20 protein-coding genes are annotated in these 22,426 nt (G+C 57.7%); 8 read left to right on the top strand and 12 right to left on the bottom strand.

The annotated features are described in order from the left end of the window. The first annotated feature begins 10 nt into the window (after positions 1 to 10). Together deoC and CCANI_RS10250 are read left to right on the top strand one after the other, a co-directional pair. Positions 11 to 679 carry a deoxyribose-phosphate aldolase gene (deoC, locus tag CCANI_RS10245; protein ID WP_146323583.1) on the top strand — a complete coding sequence of 223 codons (669 nt, stop codon included), beginning with the start codon at positions 11 to 13 and terminating at the stop codon, positions 677 to 679. Then, the gene (locus tag CCANI_RS10250; protein ID WP_146323582.1) at positions 676 to 2,328 is read left to right on the top strand and encodes a phospho-sugar mutase; all 1,653 of its coding nucleotides are present in this window, start codon (positions 676 to 678) and stop codon (positions 2,326 to 2,328) included. The genes deoC and CCANI_RS10250 overlap by 4 nt, the downstream gene beginning before the upstream one ends. Here CCANI_RS10250 and CCANI_RS10255 read toward each other — a convergent pair. The 3 genes from CCANI_RS10255 to CCANI_RS10265 all read right to left on the bottom strand — a co-directional run bounded on the left by CCANI_RS10255 (position 2,325) and on the right by CCANI_RS10265 (position 5,288). Then, positions 2,325 to 3,236: an ADP-ribosylglycohydrolase family protein gene (locus tag CCANI_RS10255; RefSeq protein WP_146323581.1), complete on the bottom strand. Its 912-nt coding sequence runs from the start codon at positions 3,234 to 3,236 to the stop codon at positions 2,325 to 2,327. The genes CCANI_RS10250 and CCANI_RS10255 overlap by 4 nt on opposite strands. Positions 3,237 to 3,350: 114 nt before the next feature. Continuing rightward, a complete protein-coding gene (locus CCANI_RS10260; RefSeq protein WP_146323580.1) occupies positions 3,351 to 4,001 on the bottom strand; it encodes an RloB family protein in 651 nt (216 codons plus the stop codon). Between the two features lie 18 nt (positions 4,002 to 4,019). After that, positions 4,020 to 5,288, bottom strand: coding sequence for an AAA family ATPase (locus CCANI_RS10265; protein WP_146323579.1), 1,269 nt, complete (start codon positions 5,286 to 5,288; stop codon positions 4,020 to 4,022). A 492-nt stretch (positions 5,289 to 5,780) separates the two neighbouring features. Between CCANI_RS10265 and CCANI_RS10270 the strand changes: the two genes are divergently transcribed. Beyond that, positions 5,781 to 7,151 carry an HNH endonuclease signature motif containing protein gene (locus CCANI_RS10270; protein ID WP_146323578.1) on the top strand — a complete coding sequence of 457 codons (1,371 nt, stop codon included), beginning with the start codon at positions 5,781 to 5,783 and terminating at the stop codon, positions 7,149 to 7,151. Between the two features lie 20 nt (positions 7,152 to 7,171). Here CCANI_RS10270 and CCANI_RS10275 read toward each other — a convergent pair whose 3' ends face one another. Continuing rightward, positions 7,172 to 8,314: a hypothetical protein gene (locus CCANI_RS10275; protein ID WP_146323577.1), complete on the bottom strand. Its 1,143-nt coding sequence runs from the start codon at positions 8,312 to 8,314 to the stop codon at positions 7,172 to 7,174. Between the two features lie 228 nt (positions 8,315 to 8,542). Further along, positions 8,543 to 9,814, bottom strand: a complete 1,272-nt coding sequence (locus tag CCANI_RS10280) for an alpha/beta fold hydrolase (protein WP_186750095.1) — start codon at positions 9,812 to 9,814, stop codon at positions 8,543 to 8,545. 33 nt (positions 9,815 to 9,847) lie between these two features. On the opposite strand from CCANI_RS10280, the gene CCANI_RS10285 reads away from it, so the two are divergent. The 3 genes from CCANI_RS10285 to CCANI_RS10295 all read left to right on the top strand — a co-directional run bounded on the left by CCANI_RS10285 (position 9,848) and on the right by CCANI_RS10295 (position 12,824). After that, entirely contained in the window at positions 9,848 to 10,924 is a 1,077-nt protein-coding gene (locus tag CCANI_RS10285; RefSeq protein ID WP_146323576.1) for a DUF418 domain-containing protein, read from the top strand. 99 nt (positions 10,925 to 11,023) lie between these two features. Next, positions 11,024 to 11,524 carry a neocarzinostatin apoprotein domain-containing protein gene (locus CCANI_RS10290; RefSeq protein WP_146323575.1) on the top strand — a complete coding sequence of 167 codons (501 nt, stop codon included), beginning with the start codon at positions 11,024 to 11,026 and terminating at the stop codon, positions 11,522 to 11,524. A 43-nt stretch (positions 11,525 to 11,567) separates the two neighbouring features. Further along, entirely contained in the window at positions 11,568 to 12,824 is a 1,257-nt protein-coding gene (locus CCANI_RS10295) for a protein adenylyltransferase SelO (protein ID WP_146323574.1), read from the top strand. On the opposite strand, the gene CCANI_RS10300 is transcribed toward CCANI_RS10295, so the two are convergent. The 5 genes from CCANI_RS10300 to CCANI_RS10320 form a co-directional block, all read right to left on the bottom strand. Beyond that, positions 12,821 to 13,180 carry a PRD domain-containing protein gene (locus tag CCANI_RS10300; protein WP_186750093.1) on the bottom strand — a complete coding sequence of 120 codons (360 nt, stop codon included), beginning with the start codon at positions 13,178 to 13,180 and terminating at the stop codon, positions 12,821 to 12,823. The two genes, CCANI_RS10295 and CCANI_RS10300, sit on opposite strands and share 4 nt — an antisense overlap. Continuing rightward, entirely contained in the window at positions 13,164 to 13,637 is a 474-nt protein-coding gene (locus CCANI_RS10305; RefSeq protein ID WP_186750085.1) for a CAT RNA binding domain-containing protein, read from the bottom strand. Before CCANI_RS10305 ends, CCANI_RS10300 begins: the two co-directional genes overlap by 17 nt. Position 13,638: 1 nt before the next feature. Continuing rightward, a complete protein-coding gene (locus CCANI_RS10310) occupies positions 13,639 to 14,139 on the bottom strand; it encodes a PTS sugar transporter subunit IIA (protein ID WP_146323571.1) in 501 nt (166 codons plus the stop codon). Continuing rightward, positions 14,132 to 15,667 (bottom strand): PTS transporter subunit EIIC, encoded by a 1,536-nt coding sequence (locus tag CCANI_RS10315; RefSeq protein ID WP_246118162.1) that lies wholly within the window; start codon positions 15,665 to 15,667, stop codon positions 14,132 to 14,134. The genes CCANI_RS10310 and CCANI_RS10315 overlap by 8 nt, the downstream gene beginning before the upstream one ends. A 131-nt stretch (positions 15,668 to 15,798) precedes the next feature. Continuing rightward, entirely contained in the window at positions 15,799 to 16,005 is a 207-nt protein-coding gene (locus tag CCANI_RS10320; RefSeq protein ID WP_146323570.1) for a DUF4177 domain-containing protein, read from the bottom strand. Positions 16,006 to 16,118: 113 nt separating this feature from the next. On the opposite strand from CCANI_RS10320, the gene CCANI_RS10325 reads away from it, so the two are divergent. Next, positions 16,119 to 18,047, top strand: coding sequence for a solute carrier family 23 protein (locus CCANI_RS10325; protein WP_186750076.1), 1,929 nt, complete (start codon positions 16,119 to 16,121; stop codon positions 18,045 to 18,047). A gap of 9 nt (positions 18,048 to 18,056) precedes the next feature. After that, a complete protein-coding gene (locus CCANI_RS10330; protein ID WP_146323569.1) occupies positions 18,057 to 19,124 on the top strand; it encodes an alpha/beta hydrolase in 1,068 nt (355 codons plus the stop codon). A gap of 19 nt (positions 19,125 to 19,143) precedes the next feature. Here CCANI_RS10330 and CCANI_RS10335 read toward each other — a convergent pair whose 3' ends face one another. Continuing rightward, complete coding sequence (locus tag CCANI_RS10335) at positions 19,144 to 20,271, bottom strand: hypothetical protein (RefSeq protein ID WP_146323568.1); 1,128 nt, start codon at positions 20,269 to 20,271, stop codon at positions 19,144 to 19,146. Positions 20,272 to 20,283: 12 nt separating this feature from the next. After that, positions 20,284 to 22,311 carry a 3'-5' exonuclease gene (locus CCANI_RS10340; RefSeq protein ID WP_146323567.1) on the bottom strand — a complete coding sequence of 676 codons (2,028 nt, stop codon included), beginning with the start codon at positions 22,309 to 22,311 and terminating at the stop codon, positions 20,284 to 20,286. Positions 22,312 to 22,426 lie beyond the last annotated feature (115 nt).

The following is a 22,426-nucleotide window of genomic DNA, read 5'->3' on the forward strand; positions in this document are numbered from 1 at the left end:
ATTTCGCACCATGACCACTCGCGCGGACGTCGCCGCTATGATCGATCACACCCTGCTCAAGCCGGAAGCGACCCACGCCCAAGTTGCCGAACTCGCCGCAGAAGCAGAGCGGCTAGGCACGTTTTCAATCTGTGTTTCCCCGTCGATGCTGCCGGTCGCGGTACCGGAGGGCGTGGCGGTGGCCACCGTCGTCGGATTCCCGTCCGGCGCCGTGCACCCATCGATCAAGGCGGCGGAGGCGGCCCAGGCAATCAGCCAGGGCGCGGACGAGGTCGATATGGTGATCAACCTCGCGCTGGCCAAGGAAGGTCGCTGGGATGACCTCCGCGATGAAATCGCCGAGATCAAACAAGCATGCGGAAATGCCCTCCTCAAAGTTATTATCGAATCCGCTGCGCTTACCGACGCTGAAATCGTCGCGTGTTGCCGTGCCGCCGAGGCCGCGGGCGCAGACTTTGTAAAGACCTCCACCGGATTCCACCCAGCCGGCGGCGCCTCCGTACATGCCGTCAAACTCATGAGCGAAACTGTGGGCGGGCGCCTAGGCGTCAAGGCCTCCGGAGGCATCCGCACCCCCGAAGCCGCGCTCGCCATGATCGAAGCTGGCGCCACCCGCCTCGGCCTCTCCGCTTCCGCCGCCATTCTCGACGGCCTTCCCGACGAAGAAAGTGCACAATGAACACCCTGCAACGCGCCAGGTTTTGGCGTGACCACGACCCCGATCCAAACACCCGTTCCATTATCACGCAGCTTATCGACGCCGCGATCAACGGCGACGCAACCGCCGAAACCGAGCTCGCCTCCCGCTTCTCCGGACCACTCACATTTGGGACCGCAGGCCTGCGCGGCGAGGTAGGTGCTGGGGAAAGCCGCATGAACCGCGCCGTCGTAATCCGAGCAACGGCGGGATTGGTGTCGTGGCTTCAAACAAAGGTTCAAACCCCGGTTGTGGTCGTCGGCTGCGACGCCCGCCACGGCTCCGCCGAATTCCAGCGCGACGTCGCAGAAGTCGTCTCCGGAGCCGGCGGAAAGGCGCTCCTCCTACCCGCGCAACTACCCACCCCAGTCACCGCCTTCGCCGTACGTGCGTTCGGAGCGGATGCCGGCGCAATGGTCACCGCCTCACACAACCCGCCAGCCGACAATGGTTACAAGGTATATCTCGGCGGCCGCATCGCTCTCGGTGCAGGTAACGGGGTACAAATCGTCGCACCGGCGGATGCGGAAATCACGGCGCATATCACCGCCATGCCGCCCGCAGACGAGATACCGCGCTCCGCCGACAATATCGAACACGTCGACGTTATTGAGGATTACCTGAAACGTGCCGCAACGCGCGGTACCCCCAAGCCATTGCGCATCGTGCTGACCCCAATGCACGGCGTCGGCGGTTGCGTCGCGGTGAAAGCACTCGCCGCCGCAGGATTCGACGATGTCCACTTGGTATCCGAACAAGCGCTCCCCGACCCGGACTTCCCCACGGTTTCCTTCCCTAACCCGGAAGAACCCGGCGCTCTCGACCTTGCGTTCGCATTGGCCACCGAGTTAAACGCAGATCTTATCCTCGCACTGGATCCCGACGCCGACCGTTGCGCGGCAGCAATCCCAACCGCCACAGGCTGGCGCCAACTTTCCGGAGATGAAACCGGCGCCTTGCTGGGCGAATACCTAGCAAAACGCGCAGACGGCAAAGGAACGATGGCCAACTCTATCGTTTCTGGCCGCCTGCTCGCCCGCATCGCGGCGGCGCACGGGCTGCATCACGAAACCACGCTCACGGGGTTTAAGTGGATCGCCCGCACGCCCGAACTCATATTTGGTTACGAGGAAGCGATTGGGTATTGCACCGACCCCGAGTTCGTCCGCGATAAAGACGGCATCACCGCGTGCATTACCATGGCCAGCCTCGTTGCCGAGCTCAAAGCACAGGGCCGGACGGTCGAAGACGCGCTGGCAGACCTCGCGCGGCAACACGGCCTGCACGCCACGGCACCGTTGACCTTCCGGGTATCCGACCTGCAACAAATCGCCGACGGCATGGCGAAACTACGTGCGAATCCGCCGGCGGCGCTCGCGGGCTCGGAAGTGGTGGAGTTCGCCGACCTTGCGGACGGCTACCAAAGCTTACCCGGCACGGACGGGGTGCTTATCCGCACCGCCGCCGACGACCGCGTAATCGTCCGCCCATCCGGCACGGAACCCAAACTCAAGTGCTATTTAGAGGTAGTGCTCCCCGTCGCGGACGAAGTGCCCACTGCGGCGGCTCAAGAACGCCTTGCTTCCCTGAAGCAAGAGATCGCCGCAGCTGTGGGCATGGCGATGCCCTAACCGAGCAATTGTTCGGCCAACTTGGAAAGGTCCCGCGGCCAGTATTCCTCGCTTCGAGGATTCAGCGTCCCGGGGCCAGGCTCGCAGGCATCCACAACCTTCCGCCAGCGCTCTGGGATGGCATCCACCCCATACACTGCGCCCAACAATGATCCACAGACCGCACCGTTCGAATCGGTGTCGCCGCCCAAGCTGATCGCGTGCACCACGGCGTCCTCAAAGCTATCGCCGTGGGCAAGCTCCCAAACCGCCTGGAAAAACGCATTCTTGGCGGACTTCATTCTAAACATCAAGTCGCGCTTCCCACCCGCGCGCGCCGCAGCCACAAGCTCGCGAACAACGGCGCTCGGATCAGCAGCCAGCAACTCCAATACTTCCTCCGCGGAAAGCTCGTCACGGATCGCGGCTGCAATCGCAACAACATACGCCTGATTCACTTCCTGGCAAATATGGTGCGGGTGCGTAATCAGACAATCCTTAACCGCTAATTCGCGGGCCTCCGCCTCAGAAAAACGGGAAGCGAAAATGCCGAGCGGGCTCACCCGCATCAACGCACCGTTGGCCTGACTCGTTTCATCAAGGCGGTCCCGAAGCAGCGCGCTGGATACCGTTGCCCCAATATCAACGGGTTCCGACCGTGCCCACTTGCGATACGCTTCCCGCACGTCATCAACGTCATACCCGTCGTTTCGCACGATACTGTGCGCCAATACCAGCGCCATTTCCGTGTCGTCCGTCGGCTGACCCGCAATGATATTGTGCGCACCGCCGTCCTGTAACTCCCGAATCCCGTCCGGATACATCTCCTTAATTGCCTCCGGTGACCGAAACTCCACCGAAGCGCCCAAATTATCGCCAATTGCCTGCCCATACAACACGCCTTGGGCGCGATCTAATGCAGAGACCATTACGCCGACTCCTTCCCTTACAACCTCAACGCAGTTGCCCCCAATGGTAAGGCGCTACCGGATGCAACAAGGTTGGATCCTCCAAGTGGGGGTACCAAACGCGGGTACGACAGGTCACCTAAGTGACAGGCCCAGCAAAAATCCCACAAGCAGGCGTACCGAAGTCACCGCAAAACCCGCGGCCCTTAATCCTTTAAAGTCCTCACCAATACCCGCAGTGCGGTTCTGAGCTCTTTGAATTGCCAACCGCATTACCGATTCGTCGAATCGTAAACTCTGGTTCCTGGTCTTTTCGTACTTCGGATCATGCCTTTTAAGCTGTTCCAAGCACTCCTTTTGTGTCGCCACGTTGTGCCCATCGCAATAATGAAGCAGAATCCAATACTCGAATTGAGGCTTACTGTATGCAATGTTGCGGTCATCACGGCTCAACGCCCAGTACGCAAGCTCCGCGAAAGCCTGATCATCTCGCCCATCGTCATCAATAACCAACCACGCGGGATCACCCGATCGCAACAAGCCTCGTCGTTTATACTCTTCAACGACTTCAACCATCGACGCCAAAACATGTTTCGGCTCAGTTCCCCGCGATGTCTGACGGCAATCTACTTTTACATTCAGCCCAGAATGTGCGGCATCCCCCAGCAGCAGTGGGTTAGTGAAGTAGAGTTTTTCCGTCTTGCCTTCAGTAACAATAAGCACAAGTCGCCGATAATCACGCGTATTATTTTTCCTTGCTTTTGGCCGCAGTTGACGTTTATTCATCGCAGCACGCGGCAACCGCTATTCACCGCCTAGAGCCGAAAATTGCTCCGCTAGCTGAAATCCAGAAATATGCGGGACGCCGCCGAACCGGCCTTGCAAATAACTCTTCCGGATATCCTTATCGTTCCTCAAACCACGATACTCATTTAGCCCAATAAGCCGTGACTCACCTTGCAGATCTTTCTCCACAATCCAGATCTCATCTCGTCGGAAATAATCCAAGTCCATCAATAATAGGTCGTGAGCAGTGAAAATCAATTGTGCACGGGTATCCTTCGTGCATGAATCAAGATATCCTTGAATAATCTGTTGTACCACTTGTGTATGCAGACTTTGATCAAGCTCATCGATGAGCAAAATCGGAGGTTCCGGATGATTCGCAGCTAACCACAACCACGGAAGTATGGCAATTATTCGTTTAGTACCTTCCGACTGGTCACGCCATTCCAGAACAACCTCGCCCCCATCTTCGCCTTGATGAACGAAGCCCACGTGATGTATCGAAACCTCTGCCTCAGCATCCACTGCGAGCACGAACAACCTGCCATTTCTCACAACGTACACCTCGCGACCAAAGTCCATAAACTCAGGAAAACGCTCCTCGATCTCCTGCTCAGAAAATGGACTTTCCTCAACATTTAAAGGCGTAAAATTCAGACGGACAACTCCAATACTTAATGCAGAAAGAGCCTGTCCGATTGTGTTAATTTTGTATGCACCCAACATAAATACATCATCGGACACGGGCGACGCCCAAACAATGCGATCAAGAAACGCAAATGGTGCCAAGTAATCCGTAAACTCCGAATTCCCCGCAAACATTTGCGCTACCATCGAGGCAAACGCTTGTGCAGGCTTGACGTTCTTTACCAACTCCGCCAGCAATACGTTGTCGGATAGCAATCCAAGCTGCACCTCCGCTTCGCTTCGATCAAAAATCATTAATTCATTTTCTGCACGTATCAAATACAAGTATTCCTCGATAACTCGCCCCTTGCGCACAGCTAAGAAATAGGTATACATCTGCCCGTGATGCATGAAAATTACCTTGAAAGTAGTCGGTTCTTGCCTAGCCATTGCCGACAATTTAAAGGCACAGTTCGCTACACGTGCGACGCTCATTCCACCAACAACTATTGAACGTAACTGCCACAATGCATCCAAAAGATTACTTTTGCCGGAAGCATTGGCCCCATAGATCGCGGCAATAGGATTAACAGATATTCGATACCTGCTTTCAAATCGCGGCACACGATGACGAAACCTCTGCTCACGGCTTGAGCGCATCGTCAACAGCGTAGAGTCCCGAAAAGACCGGAAATTTGAAAACTCGAACTCAACCAACACGAGACAGACCTCCTCCCTAAACCCTACGTTAGACGAGAAAATTCCGCATCAATCGCATCCGACCATCCAACAATCAACGAAACGCCGCTTATCGACGCCCCGCCAGCCGCGACCGACCGCGAATATAACGCCGTTTTCCTCGATTTCTACCCCCGTTTTTGGGTATTTTTCAGACCAATTTTGCGCCGACATCAGGCTTGTTGCTAGCGATTTCTCCACTTAACACTTCTGCAGCATCCCCGCAGCTCACAACGGCAAAGGCAACCGCTTTTGAACGATACAGCTGGAGCCGTTCGGGCACCCGTTTTCACACCAGGAAATTTAAGCCTTACGCAGCATAAACACTGGTAGAAGATATGTCACGTATGTAGGGTTTGTGTTGTACCAGCAAGGGACAATCAATTCGGGATTTCGGGAGGTGACGCGACCAACATGAGGCAAGCTGAAAACGTTGTGCTGGACGCGGCGTCGTCACCCCGCTTTTTGCCGGAAATCTGCGCAGAAGGCGCTGCGCAACTCGAGGCCATGCGGCTCGTTGCTCGGATGCTGCTGGATGTCACCGCTGGCGTGGATATGTCCACGGAGGATCTGCATACGCTCAGCGGGGAACTTGCGGCGAAGCTGGGGCACGCGCATTCGATGCGCGAGGTGGAACGCGCGATCAGTTGGTGTGCCCGCCTGCACACCGAGCTTCCCACGTTTCGCACACTGTTTAAAACGCGGGGGCTGGTGTCATGGCGGCACATGATAAGCATGGAACGTGTTTTTGAACGCCTAGAAGAACCGCTCACCCCGCAACAATGCGGCACAATCGACGCTGCGCTGGTGGAAAAGTTCACCGCTACCGTCCCCGGACAAGATATACCCAGCCCCGCCGAAGTATCACACTGGCTCGAGGAAATTGTGCGCGAGATGCTGCTTCCAACGGAGACGGCGGACACGAAACCAAACACAGTTGCGCTGTCTTCGGGCGCCAATGGCGGTAACGCATTGCTGACCGCAGAATTATCAGACATGGACGCCAAGGTGGTCTTTGACACGATTGAGGTGTTTGCCAAACAGCACGAGGTAAGCAAATCGGAAGCGTTGGTAACCTTGGTATGCAACCGGCCCGAGGGCACCGATGTGGTGAGCAAGCTCGTGCTTGTGGGGTTCGGTTCGCCGCGCCCAGAGGAAACCGTGGATGCCACATGGCTGTATAACACCGGACCCGTCACCGCCGCTCAGCGCGCCAAATTGGGCTCCGTGCGGAAGGTGTATTACGACGCTCACCAGGTGGCTAAGCAATGCCGGCGCGAACACGAACCTAGTTTCGAGCTGCGGGCGACCATTTGGCTACGGGACCTTACATGCCGCTATCCCGGCTGCAACGTACCCGCACACAAGTGCGACATCGACCACGTGATCAACCACGCCGCCGGCGGGTGGACCACCGCCTCGAACCTGCAAAGCTTGTGCCGGAAGCATCATAACGCGAAAACCGACCGGCGAGTCCGGGCAACAATGAACTCCAAAGGGCACGTCACCTGGCATCGCGCCAACGGCGCCTTCATCGGGACAACCCTGCCCAAAGGTCCCCTGGCGGGGCTTGAGGGATTGATCGGCGGCATCACCACGCGGCATTCCGGGAAAACCTCAAAGGACGACAACACCAATCCGCCGATCCGCAACGGGCTCGGCCGGTGGGGCTACACCTTGGAGCAAAAGCGGCGGCGCATCCGGAGGTTCATCAAACTCCGCGCGCAAGGTGCTGACCCACCACAAGCCGACACATGCTTGCCTCACCCCGCAGGACGGGGCTAGCAGGCATGCCTTCACACAAATTAGGCGGCGTGACCGGCGATCGAAATGTCTCGGAGACTACTTGGATGGACTAACAGCAAGCGCGAAGTGACAATGCACTCCAGCTCCACGCAATCTCCGACAAGGGAACCAACCGTGAAAATGGAAGCAAAATCGCCATCGGGACCATGACACAGCGTGGCCTTAATCAGCGAACGGGACTGGTGAAGCCGCTCCCAAGTTGAATGGTCATACACATTGATCTTCAAACCCTGCATGATCGCTGGGCAGCCAACAGCCTGAGGAGGTTGCACCGGCTGCTCGAATTTCACCGGTTCATAGGTGTCCTTACCGGCAAACTTCGCAAGGACCCGAGTAGGGATCTTCGAAAGAACCTGACGGGCAAGGAGCTTCGCGGCGTCGCCGATGGCAGGATCGGCCCTGAGCGCGGCGTCGCGAAGCAAGGAGTCAATGGCGATCAGCATCGCCTCACAACCCATGTCCGCATCGGCGCTCGGCGACAATGGAACGTGCGAAGAAAGGAGCTGTTCAACGAAGAAAAGTTCAGCGGGGCCGCTAGCTCGGCGCACCCGGTAGCCCTCGGACTTCAGCGTAGTAATCAATGCGAGCACAGCGGACCAACCTTCGCCCACCTCAGTCATGAGCTGCCACAACGTAATGGGGGCATACTGGCTTGCCAGCTGCAACCCAGCGCGGAACAAAACATGCGGGTCGTGGTACGAAAAGGAATGATAATCCTCCAGCGAATCCACCTTGTCGCACGCACACCAAACAATCGGAAACTCGTGTGATTGCTGGGCAAGCACGCTGGGAAGGATCAGCATCGCATCGCCAAACTCGTCGAGAGTGACCGAACCAAAAACGAACTCGGCGCAGCCTTCGATGGGCAAAAACTCGTTGACTTGGGCGGCGATAAGGAAACGGTTATTGGAAACGGCAACTGCGGAATCGACGGCGGGAATCTGTGTGGGATCGTTGCCAACGGCGCCATAAGCTGCGGCGACGTAAGCGTCAAGGTCTGTAAACACATCCAAACTCGAGGGCATAAACATAGGCACATCAACGCCTACAGAAAGGTGAGCGATCTGCTGGTATGCCTCGGGCTGGAAAAACACACTTGTGAAATCCTCAAACACGGAGATTTCCATTCCAACCAGGTCCATACACCAGACGCTAGTACCCCCGCGCCAAAACTGAAACGCTTTGCCTCATTCTGGAACGACAGAGTCGCAACAACACCCCTATAAGGGGGCATATTGCATGGGTTTTTCCGTTCTTAAAAGGGGTTTGCTGGGAGTTTGCGAGCACATCCGCGCCGAGCGCCAATCTTAAATTGTGTCACACAATTTAAGTTGATGCAGCAAAAGTGGAGATGTTTTGCATCACACATTCTAATATTCGTTAGTCTTTGCTAATAGCACGCCGAGGATTCCGCCCCCGTCAACGCTAATCCCATCATGTTGGAATTGATTTGTGATATGCAGGCGGATATCGCGAAACGCAGCCGCGGTATCCAAAGACAGGTCCATAGGAACGAAAATATCGTCGCAATACACGGCGGCGGCGCACACGGCACGGGATTCGGAAAGGGCAGCGCGATCGTACAAACAGCCCCAATCGGACTTGACCGCGAGGGCTGCGGCCACCTCCGCGTACGGGGCAAGGGCGGGGTCTTCAACAAACTGCCAGGGGAAAATGTGTTCGCCCGTTAGGAAGAAGGGTTCACGGAAATCGCGGGGATCGGCGGCCTCCGCAAAGCCGGGGATTTCCTCGCGAATTCGATGGGCGGACCAATTCGTGGGACCCGGAACCGTACCACCGTAAATGACCTCATGGATCACAGCGTAGAGCGGGTTCCCGGCAAAGGAAACCTTCTGCCCAACCTGCGCCAGAAAGCCCTTCCGCAGGCGCTTTTCGCCACGAGTAACCACGAAAGGGTTTTCCAAAAGGTAGCCCAATTGCTCGAAACCAGTGCCCCTGCCAAGGTCTAACCCGATAGTGCGAAACCGCCGCGCGGACAGGCGTTCCCCGGTGGGTAGGGTTTCAAAGGCGGAATCTAGGTGGTGGCAGATCTCGCGAATCCGCTCCTCCGCCCACGGAAATTGGCGGTAAAACTGCTCGTGCCGGGCGCGGGTACGGGCAAAGGTTGCGCGGTAAACATCGTCGGCGTGGCAGGCCGTGGCGGGCAGGCCGCCGGTAAGATAGGCGCGATCGATAACATCCGGGTGCCGGGATAAATACGTGGTAATGCAAAAGCCGCCGAAGCTTTGGCCGAATAGGCTCCAGGTTTGCACTCCCAATGCGGCCCGCAGGTCCTCGCAATCCGCGACAATTTGTTCGGCCCGCAGGAGGTCGAAATATCCGGGAGTCGCGGCGTCGATAAGCGGCGAACTGGAAAGACCGGTCCCGCGCTGATCGAGCAACACAACGCGGTGCTTTCGCAAGAGTTCGCCAATCCAGCCGGTAGCGCCGAAAAAGCGGGGTGCGGGAAAACCCGGCCCGCCCTGGAGGTAGAGGACGATGGGCCAATCCTCGCCGCCGTCGGGAATGATTTCGCGGGCGAAAACGTCGAGGGTTCCTAGCTCTGGCCTGCTGCGATCCCATGGCACGGTGAGCGTGTGCGAACGTATGATGAATCCGAATCGGCGGTGCGCGAGCGTCATAGCGTCGATCGTACCTACTACCACGGAGCACACATGACACGACTACACGGGATCGACCTCGCCCGCGCACTTGCAATCCTCGGCATGGTTTTCGCGCACGTCGGCCCCGCGAATTATTTCGGAGACGCGCTCACCCGCGGCTACGCCTCCGCAACCTTTGCCGTCCTAGCGGGAGTTTCGCTTTCGATCATCAGCTCGAGTTACCGGCTCATGGTGCGCGGCGTACTGCTCATGGTGATCGGGTGTTTGCTGCAGCTCGCACAAAGCTCCATCGCCGTAGTGCTCGTGGCAATCGGCATTATTTTCGTACTTCTGCCGCCCGTTTTGCGATGGCGAAGTCGCTGGGTGGCGGCGCTGTGCGGCGGTTTTATGCTCATCGGGCCCGGCGTGCAAGTGGTGTCCGAGTGGAACGGTACATATACGGAAGTGCTCGGCATGCCATATCCGGCAATCGCCTGGTTAACCTATGGAACCCTCGGGATTCTTATTCACCGGCATTTGGTTCACTCGGCGGCATTGCAGGGCATTGTGCTCGTCCTCGGCACGGCGATTGGGGCGGCCGGCGTCGTGGTACGCGACGTCTTTGCCGAGGCCATCTGGATACCCAAACTGGTGTCCGTATATTTCAGCCCGGAGCCGCACCAGGGAGGGCTTCTCGACGTCGCGTGCTCCTGCGGTGCGGCAAGCGCGGCGATCGCTGGCTGCCTCCTCTTGGTACAAATGTTCTACAGGCCGCTGTATCCGTTACGCGCATTGGGCGCGATGAGCCTGACGTTTTACGTCTGCCACGTGCTTACCGCCGGGCCGATCATGGACCACTCGGTAAGCGAGCCGGTGAGCGTCGAGCCCATGGCGAAAAACTGGGAGAAATTCCAAACAATAGTGCGATCCGCCGAAACCTACAGCGAATTCGCCGCGGAAGAACAAGAGTTCTACGCGCAGACGGTGCCCGAAAGCGCCCTAGAGGAAACGGACCACACACCAATATTCTGGTACACCCTCGCGGCGGGGCTGGTGTGCGCGCCGCTGTGGCTGTGGTTCTTCCGCAGAGGCCCCCTAGAATGGGTCATGCATAGGTTGATAGAACGAGCGGAACGCGACCGTTTTTAGCGGACCGAACGCGTTTGCATGGACGCAACCTAAGTGCGCCAGGTAGGCTCACCTTGGACATAAAAGAATCACCCTGTTCGGAAAGGCCCCGGAAATTCCATGACCTCCCGCTTCCGCGCTGCGTCCATTGCAGCCGCAATCCTCGTCCTTGCCGCTTGCAGTCCGCCCAACCAGCAGGACACCACGCAACCGAAAATCGACACCGCTTCCGACGTAGCAGCCCCTACGAAGACGGCGAAGTCCACCACGAAAGCTACCGTGGACAGCACTTCCGGGTTAAAGGACGGGGACAAGATCACGGTGAATATCACCGGCCTTGACCCTACATTGGGGTACTACGCCGCGATCTGCGCTGATGACAACGCCCCCGTGCCCGTGTGCACCGGGAACCGCGGCGATACCGAATCGCAGGTATGGATCAAGTCCGATGGTGGCACCGTCACCATGGACGCGAACGGTGCTGCGACCGTGACGCTGACCGCCGTTTCCACGGGCGAAGGCATCGACTGCACCACCGATTCCTGCGTGCTTAAGGTATTTGGGGATCACGCCCAAAACTTTGCGGACGTCACCAGCGTGCCCGTCACTTTTGCACACTAGGGCATAGCGCCGGGCCTACGCCAGCGCAACGTAGAATTTCCCCATGCTCTCTACCCCGGTTATTCAGCACCGCTTTGCGGATGCGTTTCCTGAGCTGTCTGTGGCGTGTATTCCGGAGAGAGCACCGCAGCCGGAATTGGTGACGTTGAATGAGCCGCTCGCGCTAGAATTGGGGTTCAGCCCGGCGTGGTTGCGTTCGGAGGACGGGATTCAGTTCCTGCTCGGCCAGGACGCGCCGCACGCGGTTGCGCAGGCGTATGCGGGCCACCAATTTGGCCAGTTTTCGCCCGTGCTTGGCGACGGCCGCGCTTGCCTCCTCGGCGAAATCACCGACATGCATGGAGCGCAACACGACATTCATTTGAAAGGCTCCGGCCCCACGAAGTTCGCACGTGGTGGCGACGGCCGCGCCGCCCTAGGCCCGATGCTCCGCGAGTTCTTGGTAAGCAATTTTCTCCACGCTGTCAATGTGCCTACGACTCGCTCCCTCGCCGTGCTGACCACCGGCCATACGGTGCAGCGGGAACGCGTATTGCCCGCCGCCGTGCTCGTGCGCGTGGCCGCGAGCCACCTGCGGATCGGCACGTTCCAATACGCCGCGCGAAGCCCTGACCTGCTGAAACGAATAACGGATTATGCGGCAAAGTTGCATTATCCGGATACGGTCGGTGATCCATTGGCGCTCCTAGAGGCGGTGATGGACGCCCAGGTGCGCACCGTTGCGGAGTGGATGGGCCTCGGCTTTGTGCACGGCGTAATGAACACCGACAACACAACGATTTCCGGCGAAACCATCGATTTCGGCCCCTGCGCGTTTCTCGAACAACATGACGCATACGCCTGTTTCAGCAGCATTGATACGCGCGGGCGTTACCGCTTTGGGAACCAGCCCGGCATCCTCGCGTGGAACCTCGCCCGCCTAGCCGAATCGCTCCTCCCGCTTATCGACGCCGCGGCAGCAACACGCTTGTGCGATTCCTTCCCGCACCGCTTTATCGACGCATATAGGGCGGTGCTGGAACGGAAACTTGACGGCCCGATCCCCCAAGATTTCCATATCACCGGCGACCATACTGCGTTTTTCCAAGACATCGCCCCCTTGCGGAATCCGGTGCTGATCCCCCGCAACCACCTAGTCGAGGCCGCGATCGACCAGGCGAACAACGGCAACACGGAGCCCTTTTGCGCGCTCTATGCCTCACTGACCACACCGTACGATATTCCCGCCCAGCATCCCGAATTCATGTACGCGGCGCCGGCCGGTTTTATGGAGACGTTCCGCACCTTTTGCGGCACCTAATGTTTTACGTGCACTAGGCGCGAAACATGCAACGCCAAGAATCCGATTTCGGCTTCGGTGAGTGGGGTGTTTCGGCGTTCGCCCAAGTAGTCTGCGATCGATTGCGCAATGCGCCACGACGCCGCAAGGGTTTGCTTAATGGCGGCGAGGACCTCGACGGGCTCGTGATCGGAACGGCGATCGCTAGCCAGCCGCGCAAAAAGGTACCGTACGTGGGTGATAAAACGCGCGGTGACCGTGGCTTTCGGATCCACATCCACCCCATAGGTGCGTTCCAAAATAGTAAGGATCTGGCGGATATCCTCAGTCATGCGGACGGCCGTGGAAATGCGATGAGTATCAAATTGGGCGCTCACGGCGTGCAGGGAGATCTACGCCGAGATCAGCGCGAATCACCTTGACCGCGAAGCAACCAAACTTGTGTTCCTCTGGGTAAAGCTGCTCGATCTCAAAGGCGAGCGGCGCGTCGAACGTATCACCAGCGGCTACCCTGCGCAGGGCGAAATCGAGATGCTCCGCCAAGGGCAACAGCATGGAAATCGGGTTCATATTGAACCGATCTTGGGCCGCGATCACGATCTTGCGGGCAGCCGCGAGCACATCGGCGGGGATGGCTGCCAACGCGTCGGCGATTTCGCCGGCCCGCTGCTGGGATTCCAAAACGTACGTCAATTGGATGCGCTCCGGCGCGATCTCTTCCCCGCTTTTCACGCCGAACCCAACGCCGCGTCCCGTCACAACCACGCTGCGCCCGTACTCGTCGAGAGCCTCGGCCACGTTGTTATTGCACCGGCGCTTCAGCGTGTACCCCATGCTAGAACTCCATTTCGAGAACATCCTCGCCGAATACGGCATCGAAACGCGGGTCAGTATGCGTCATGCCAGCGGAGTTCGTCACCACGACCATGGTGTCCAAACACTCAACGGCGGTACGGATCGCGGCAGCGTTCTCCAGCTGCACTACAACCTCGCCGCGTTGCACATAATCTCCCTGAATCCTTAACGCACGAAACCCATTGCCTTTGAGATTAACGGTATCAAGACCGATATGGACCAGCACTTCCACCCCTTCGGGGGTACGGATCGAAAATGCGTGGCAGCTGGGCAGCATCTGAAAAATCTGGCCGGACACGGGGGCCACAATCACCTCGTCGGCGGTGTGTACGGCGAACCCGAAACCCAGTATTCCGCGCGAAAACACGGGGTCAGGCACCTGTTCGAGCGGGAAAACAGCGCCGCGGACGGGCGCTCCAACACCCAACTTTGTTCCCGCAGTCGGGCGTTTCGCTTTCCCAAAACCGAACAAATCAATCATCCAATCCAAGCAGGTCAACTATGGCGTTTTTATAAAGCACTGCCTTTGCACCGTACACCGCCTGAATCCCACCTGCTACATCGAGAACATCGGTCGCGCCAAGCCTTCGCAAAGAGTTTCGATCTACGGCAGAAGAGTCCAGCACAGACACCCGCAATCGAGTGATGCAGGCGTCCACGTCTTCGATATTATTCTTGCCGCCAAGGGCCACGATAATACGTTCCGATTCCTGGTAGAGCGTATCGGCCGGAATGGCAGCTGCCGCTTCCACATCAAGGATATCTTCATCGTCCGTATCTTCGAACCTGCCCGGCGTGGCAACGCCGAATTTGGTGATGTACCAACGGAAGGTCACGTAGTACAAAGCAAACCAAAAAACGCCCACCGGAATCACATACATCCAGTGCGTTTTATCCTGGCCTTGAATCACCCCGAACAACAGATAATCGATCACGCCACCGGAAAACGTGTTCCCAATGCGGACCTGTAACAGGTCTGCGACGAGGAAGCTCAGGCCGTCGAAAAGCGCGTGAATGACGTACAGCAACGGTGCCGTAAACAGGAACATGAATTCGAGCGGTTCGGTAATGCCGGTAATAAAGGAAGTAAGCGCGGCACCGAGGAACAAACCAGCGAACTTTGCCCGGCGCGCCTGCGGGACGCAGTGGTACATCGCCAGCGCGGCACCCGGCAAACCAAACATCATCGTGTCGAACCTACCGGCGAAGAAACGTGTGCCGTCGGTAAATAATCCCTGGTGGGAGGAATCCGCAAGCTGCGCAAAGAAAATTTTCTGCGCACCCACCACCGTTTCCCCGCCTACCTGCTCAACCCCGCCTAATTCCGTATACCAAAACATCGGATAGATCGTATGATGCAACCCCACCGCGCCCGACAAGCGCAATAAAAAGCCATAAAGGAACGTGCCCAAATAGCCCAGGCTTGCCATGCCCTCACCGGCGGCGACCAAAAGTCCCTGGATCGGCGGCCACACGAGGAAAAACGCCGTACCCAGCAGAATCGCCGCACCGGCCGTCACAATGGGCACAAATCGCGAACCGCCGAAAAAGCCAAGCGTTGGCGGCAATTGAATATTGTAAAAACGATTGTGCAGGTACACCGCCGCCGCGCCAATCGCCAACGCGCCGATAATGCCGGTATCAATCGCTTCGCCCTCCGGATCGCACACCTTAAGCAATGAGGCGGTGGTGCCCGTCATGATGAGGTACCCCACCACACCGGCCAACGCCGCCGTGCCCTTGTCCTTTTTAGCTAGACCGATACACAAACCCGTAGACAGCAGCAACGCAAGGTTCGCAAACACCACCGAACCCGCGTCGCTCATCACCTGGAATACGCCTTGGGCGGCCGGGTTATCCAATACCGGATACGCCGCCACTGTGTTCGGATTACTCAGCGCTCCACCGATGCCCAGCAGCAAACCAGCCGCCGGCAGAATCGCAATCGGAAGCATAAAGGCCTTGCCGACCTTTTGCATGGTTTTAAACGCAGCGCCAGACCGCGTCATAGCAATCATCCCCTTTGACTGGGAATCGAAAGCTCAATGCTCAGGTTATGCTTCCGCACGCGCCGCGGAATAACAATCCCGAAGCCCTGTTAATTTATTACCCATAATAATAATCCGCCGCGGGCGATGATTCACCCGCGAACTTGGCGCTCAAAAATGACCATCACGCCTTCCACACCGCCGGGGCCGATACGGCCCTTCACGTCCGTCGCCGTAATGGTCCTGAGCACCCAGCCCTGCGCCGCGTGCTCGTTTAGCAGCTTTTCCAGTTTCTTCCCGGAAACCTTGCCGCCAATAAGCCCCTCACGGAGTTCCACAACTTTATATTCAATAGCCATGACACCAGAATAGCTGGGTTTTCGCCCGAAAGTAAGGCCGCCGGTATCGCCTACCACAAGATTTCTTGTACGCTTCCAATGTAATTTCATCAGCGAATCAAGGAGTTTTCACCGTGGCTCACACTGCCGCCGTCGCTGTCCCGCGCAGCCCTGTTGATGAAGTGTTAAGTCCGCCGCGGCTAGCTGCGCTGGGCCTGCAGCACGTGTTGGCCTTTTACGCCGGCGCGGTGATTGTGCCGCTGCTGATTGCGGGGTCTCTAAACCTTGACACGGAAACCACCATTCATCTGATTAACGCAGACCTGCTTACCTGCGGGATCGCAACTTTGATCCAGTGCGTGGGCATCGGGAAACACATCGGTGTGCGTCTCCCCATCGTCCAGGGCGTGACCACCACCGCCGTCGCCCCGATTATCGCCATTGGGCTCGGGGTTACCGACGGCAAGGGCGGTGTCGAATCCCTGCCAACCGTGTACGGAGCGGTGATCGTGGCCGGGTTGTTTACCTTCCTGATCACCCCATTATTCGCCCGCTTCCTCAAATTCTTTCCGCCGGTAGTCACGGGTTCGGTGTTGCTCGTCATGGGCACGTCGCTGCTGGCGGTTTCCGCTGGGGATTTCACCAATTACGCGACGGGCACCCCAAGCTCCACCGACCTCGCATACGCGTTCGGTACCCTCGCCGTAATTATTTTGGCGCAACGTTTCCTTCGCGGTTTCTTGGGCACCCTCGCCGTCCTGATTGGCTTGGCTGCGGGCACCGGCACCGCGCTCCTGCTCGGCCACGCGACTCTCGACGCCGTGACAACAGCAGCGCCGCTGGGCATTACGACGCCGTTGTATTTCGGCATTCCGCAATTCCACTTCGCCGCGATTTTCTCAATGATTATCGTCATGATTATCACGATGGTGGAAACGACCGGCGATGTGTTCGCAACCGGCGAGATCGTACAACGCCGGATCCGCCGCGACGATATTAAACGCGCCCTCCGCGCCGACGGCTTATCCACGTTCCTCGGCGGCGTGATGAACTCCTTCCCTTATACCTGCTTCGCACAAAACGTCGGGCTCGTGCGCATCACGGGCGTGAAGTCCCGATGGGTCGCCGCCGCAGCCGCCGGCTTTATGATCATCCTCGGCGTACTGCCGAAAGCCGGTGCGATCGTAGCCTCAATTCCCGCCCCAGTGTTGGGTGGCGCATCGCTCGCCTTGTTTGCCAATGTGGCATGGGTGGGCATGCAGACCATCGCCAAGGCGGAGATGAAGGACAGCCGCAACGCCGTGATCGTCACCACCGCATTGGGCCTAGCCATGTTGGTCACCTTTAAACCCGATATCGCACAAGCGCTCCCCGAATGGTGCCGCATTTTCGTATCCTCCGGCATGTCAATCGGAGCGATTACCGCCATCGTGCTAAACCTTCTGTTTTTCCACGTGGGCAGGCAATCCGGCGGCGATATCGCCCGCGACACCAGCGGTTCCGGCGTCACCCTCGACGACGTAAACGCCATGGACCGCGCCGAATTCGTGGCCGCGCTACGCCCGCTGTTTAACCAGCAAACATGGCCGCTGGAAATCGCCTGGGAATCCCGCCCCTTCGCAGATGTGTCCGAGCTCCGCGAGGCCATCCAGGTCGCGGTGCTCACCGCGCCCACCGCACAGCGAGACGAACTCATCCGCGATTACCCGGATATGGCCACGCTGCTGCTGGCAACTGCCGAAGATTCCCGCACAATCAGCGCCGACCGCGGTTCCATAGGCCTCGATGAACTGGACGATGTGCAGACCGAACGCATACTCGAGATATCGCAGGCGTACCGCGAGCGTTTCAATATGCCCTACGTCGCTTATCTAAGCACCAATGACACCGTCGAAAGTGTGATCAATACCGGCATCCGCCGCCTCGCAAATTCCCAAGACCAAGAGTACCGCGTCGCGCTCACCGAAATCGTAGAGATCGCCAACGATCGCTTTGATATCCTCCTCGCCGACGCTAACCCCGTTCGCTCCGCTTGGGACCGCAAGTTCACCGAAGTGGAATAATCGTCATCCGTGTCTTACCTGCGCTCCGCCTATAACCACGCCGTCACGCGGTTTTCGCGCATGCCGAACGCCTCCGGCCGCATCGAAATTTTGCTCTGTTGGCTGCACCGCCATGGCATCCGCACCCTACCGTTTCCCGCCGTGTTCCGCGGCGACGCAGTGTACCTGCCTCCGGCGAGGGGCGCGTACGTCGATACGCGGCTAGCTCGGCGTACCCGGGACGCGGACACCGGTGTGGAACGCTGGTGGGTGGAATCGCCGGCGATGCGTCGGGAAGTTCAGGTTCAGGTGTTACGCATCGGCGATCCGAACGTACCTGCGCCACTATTGCTGCTTTTGGATGGCTCATCCGCACCCACCAATAACGGCTGGTTGAACGGCGGACGCATCACCGAGACGCTGCGTAACGATAACGTCGTGGTGGTCATGCCCACGGAAGCCAGCGGTTCGCACTACGCCGACTGGCTCAGCGAAGACCCAACGCTCGGACACATGCGCTGGGAAACGTTTCTTACCGCCGAACTTCCCAAACTTCTGGATAATCGAACGAATGGCCTAAATTGTAACGGCACTCGCGTCATTGCAGGGCTTTCCATGGGCGCTGGGGCCGCCGTCCGATTAGCGAACACACATCCGAATGTATTTCACGGCGTCATCGGAATCTCGGGCTGCTATTCCACCACCGACCCCGTGGGCTGGGAGTACCACAACGCCATCACCCGCTGCGTTGGCGGCAACACGCGCCACCTATGGAACGCCGAAACGCGTCGGCGTGCCGACGTCGCGCTCAACCCCACCGGCCTGCGCAATACCCCGGTCTACCTGTTCACCGCAGACGGCCGAATTACCGCGCGTGACCTGGAATATCACGCCGAGCGCCCGTTCCAAGAATTACTCGGATCCGTGCTCCTCGAGTTTGCTTCCTGGTGCTGCACAGAGCGTCTCGACGCCGCGATGAGCGCCGCCGGACACCACAACTACCGCGTGGTGTATCAACGTGGCGGCATCCACGATTGGATCTACTGCTCCGAACAATTACGGGCTGGCTGGGATTGGATCCTGCCTCGGCTGCCATAATGCAGTTCGAATAGTCTATTCATGCCTGCCTAAGGAGTTCGGCTAGGTCGTCATCATTGCGGTTGCGTAACCTGCGAACGGCTTGGCGGCGTGGTGCGTTAGCGGGCAAACCAAGTGCTAGGTTGACTTCGACGATGGCCTCTTCTTCAGTGTCCGCTTCGAGTGCCATCGCATTGAGCAGCGCGGCGAGCCCAGTCAAATTATCTTTCGCTGGTAGGGCAGGCAAAATGTCAAATTCATCGCCAAATACGAACCACACGCGGTCGCCTGACTGTACGCCCCTTGGTTCAAGGAATCTGCGAATTGTGCTTAACGAGCAGTTCACGCGGCCCCAACGTAAGGTCTGAGGACCAAGACGGCTGGGTATTTCAAATGGTTCATTGAATTCCAACCCATAAAGTGCGGCGACACCCAACGGTACTGCACTTCCGGAACCACGTAAATGATCATCAGTAACCGTAACTAGCAGCATCCAAGCACCATCGTGGAAGTACATTCCTTTGGATTCTTCGGGAGTGCGATCATTCACGGGCGTTTCAGTATTTACCCGCACGATCCCATCTTCAAGTACGTACTCAGGGCCGGACACGTAAAAGCCGACTGAATGTTCGGATATACCAAAGCGCTGAGCCTCCTGTTTCAACTGTTCAAGGGGTACCTCACCACCGTTGTCGGCAATACGCTGCAAGAGAAAGTCCGACAAATTTGTCCACTCCTGCAGCCCCCACTCTTTGAGCGCCCAAGTGTCCATCGCTGATCGCACGAATATTTCACTGCGTCCGAGGACGTTGACAATTGATCCCCGGCTACGATCGGAGATCAAGGCGTGCAATTGATCTGTGGTCATCGGGGCACCGTGAAGCGCAAGCTCCACAGCAACCCGATCAAGAATCGAACTGCGAGGCGGAAGAAAAAACGGACCACGGCGGATGTATCCCAATTGCTCGGTGCAATAGTCGGATATTCGCTCGGGGTTGCCGCCGGGGAAACGCTCGAGTACCGCATTAATCAGTTGCTGTTCCTGTAAAACCCCGTTGTGGTCCACTGCGTCTTTAGCACATTCTTCGACCACTGATTCGAAGTCTTCAAAAAGAATCCAACCGTTCGATAGGTGCCATTGCACCACGCGGTTGTTTGCGAATTCCACCCCTGGATGCCCCTAGACCCAAGTAAGGATTTCGAGCAAGTTCCTCCCCGTATCTGGTTTGATCCGCGCACCAAGACTCGGAATCAAATCGAATACGGTATCGAGGCTTGCGCAGGGTGAAAAAGCGGCGGCGCACGCGCTTACCACGGTTTCGCAAGCCGGGGCGTCGGAACGCAGCTCTTTCAGGAGCGCCGCCTCGAGTTGACGAATCCGCTCCCGGGTAATACCAAAGCGGTCGCCAAGTTCTTGCAGGTGTTCAGCCCCAGTCGCGCGGCCGGCAATAATTGCGGCGCGACGCTTTGTGTCAGTGTGCAGCAACGCAGCAATCTCATTAACCGCGCGCGCGACTAAGCGTTCACCGGGGCGAGTTGCGGCAGCCAGCTCGTGTCCTAGCCGCTCCGGAACCGCTAGTTGCGCCACGTAAATTTGTTCTAAATCGGGCCAATGGCCGAGGAGGTCGAGCCACCCTGCCGCGAGGTCCATAGTTTCAGACGGACGCTCGGCCTCTTCATATATTTGTTCCCCTTGGCGGGTAATCGCTTGGTCGTATGCACACAGCACAGCGGCATAGACAAAACGTTTGATCCTTACCTCCCCGACGCCGGGCAATTCGCGCAAATTTTCTACGGTGGCGGTCAATGGCTCTGGAAAATGCTGAAGCCATGTGCTCACCGCTGGGTCTGTCGGAGCGAGGCCATCTGGCAATGTTGCGGCGTCCAACAACTGCGAAATCTCCACCAGCGGCGTGGACGCTTGTTCCAAAAGCCAATGTTGCACCGCCGCAGCAATGTCATTAACACCAGATTCAGGCGGGCACCATGGAAACATTTCTGAAAGATCAAACGGAGGCACCGTCTGCTGGTGGTCGACGGTGGAGCTTGCTGACGCTATGTGACCGATCAAATTTGCAAATGCACGCTCGTCTAGCACCGGAAGCTCAAGATCACGGGCAATTTCCACCAAACCGCCGTGCTCTCCTAGAGCACCAGTCACAGCGCAAACATCATTTCGATCAAGTCCGCTGACGATAAGACCGGCTTCATGCGCACGCCGGTGCCAATGCTCACGCGGCAGCGTCAATACCCCAAGGAAACACACGCGGTCACCGGCACGCAATTGGATATCGGGCATGTCGCTCGCGCTATCAATCGCATCGGCTACGCCGAGTTCTGCAGCGAGCGCTGGGATCCATTCTGCCTGGCCAGCACTGAGTACTATTTGAGAAAAGAAGATCTCGTGCAAAGCACCAATATCTGCTGGGCTCAACTGTTGTTGCGTGGCTATTTGCAATAACTCCACTCGCCGTTGTGGAGTAAGCGCCCCGGCAACAAGCGCTTGGACCAACGCATCCAGGTAAGCGATTTCGTTTGGCGCAAGCAAGGGATCGTCAATACGTTCGCATTGCTCAAGGACCTGCACACATGCCGCACTGCGCGATCCGCTTTCCAATCGCGGCACTGGGTCAAACCCCGATTCCTCGAGTTGCTCGAACTCCTCGTCGGGAAACTCCAAGACTTCTGCATCACTCACCGCCGCCTTACAGCTGGGCAGCAATAGTTGAAATAGCGTAGCGGTAGCCACGGCAACCGCCAGTGCCGAATCCCCCACCGCAGCTGGCGCGCCTGCAGCGGTCAAGCATGCTGGAAGAGCTTCGGAACATTCCGAGAAGCATTGCTTACCAAGTACCTGGGTGCTCACCCCTACGCCGCCGTCTTTTACCCGCACGCCGACTCGGCTGAATTCACTACGCAAAAAACGTTCAGTTTCGGCGAGGTTATGGGCTACAAGAATGCGCCCCCGTAGGAGTTCAGCGAAATCGCGAGCAATGTAATCAAAATACGGGGCGTCCGCAACATCATCTGCCGCAATGCCATTCTCGCCAGAGCTATGAAACTCGCGGTCTGGGTCTATCAGAGTTTCCCATGTACCCTCGACTGACCCTAAAGAATCAAGGAGCACTACACCGATTTCTAAAACTCGATCCGAGTCTTCCAACCCGGTGGTTTTAAAATCAACGACCGCAAACTTAGGAGCATCCATACAGTCCACTCTAGAGTGCACAATTCAAACGGTAAGGATGGACACAACAAATCACATAGTTGTAGCCAAAACAAAGCCGGATTAACGCGCACAGCAAACGCAACCAAAAAGGCAG

This window comes from Corynebacterium canis, assembly GCF_030408595.1.
Taxonomy (GTDB): Bacteria; Actinomycetota; Actinomycetes; order Mycobacteriales; family Mycobacteriaceae; genus Corynebacterium; species Corynebacterium canis.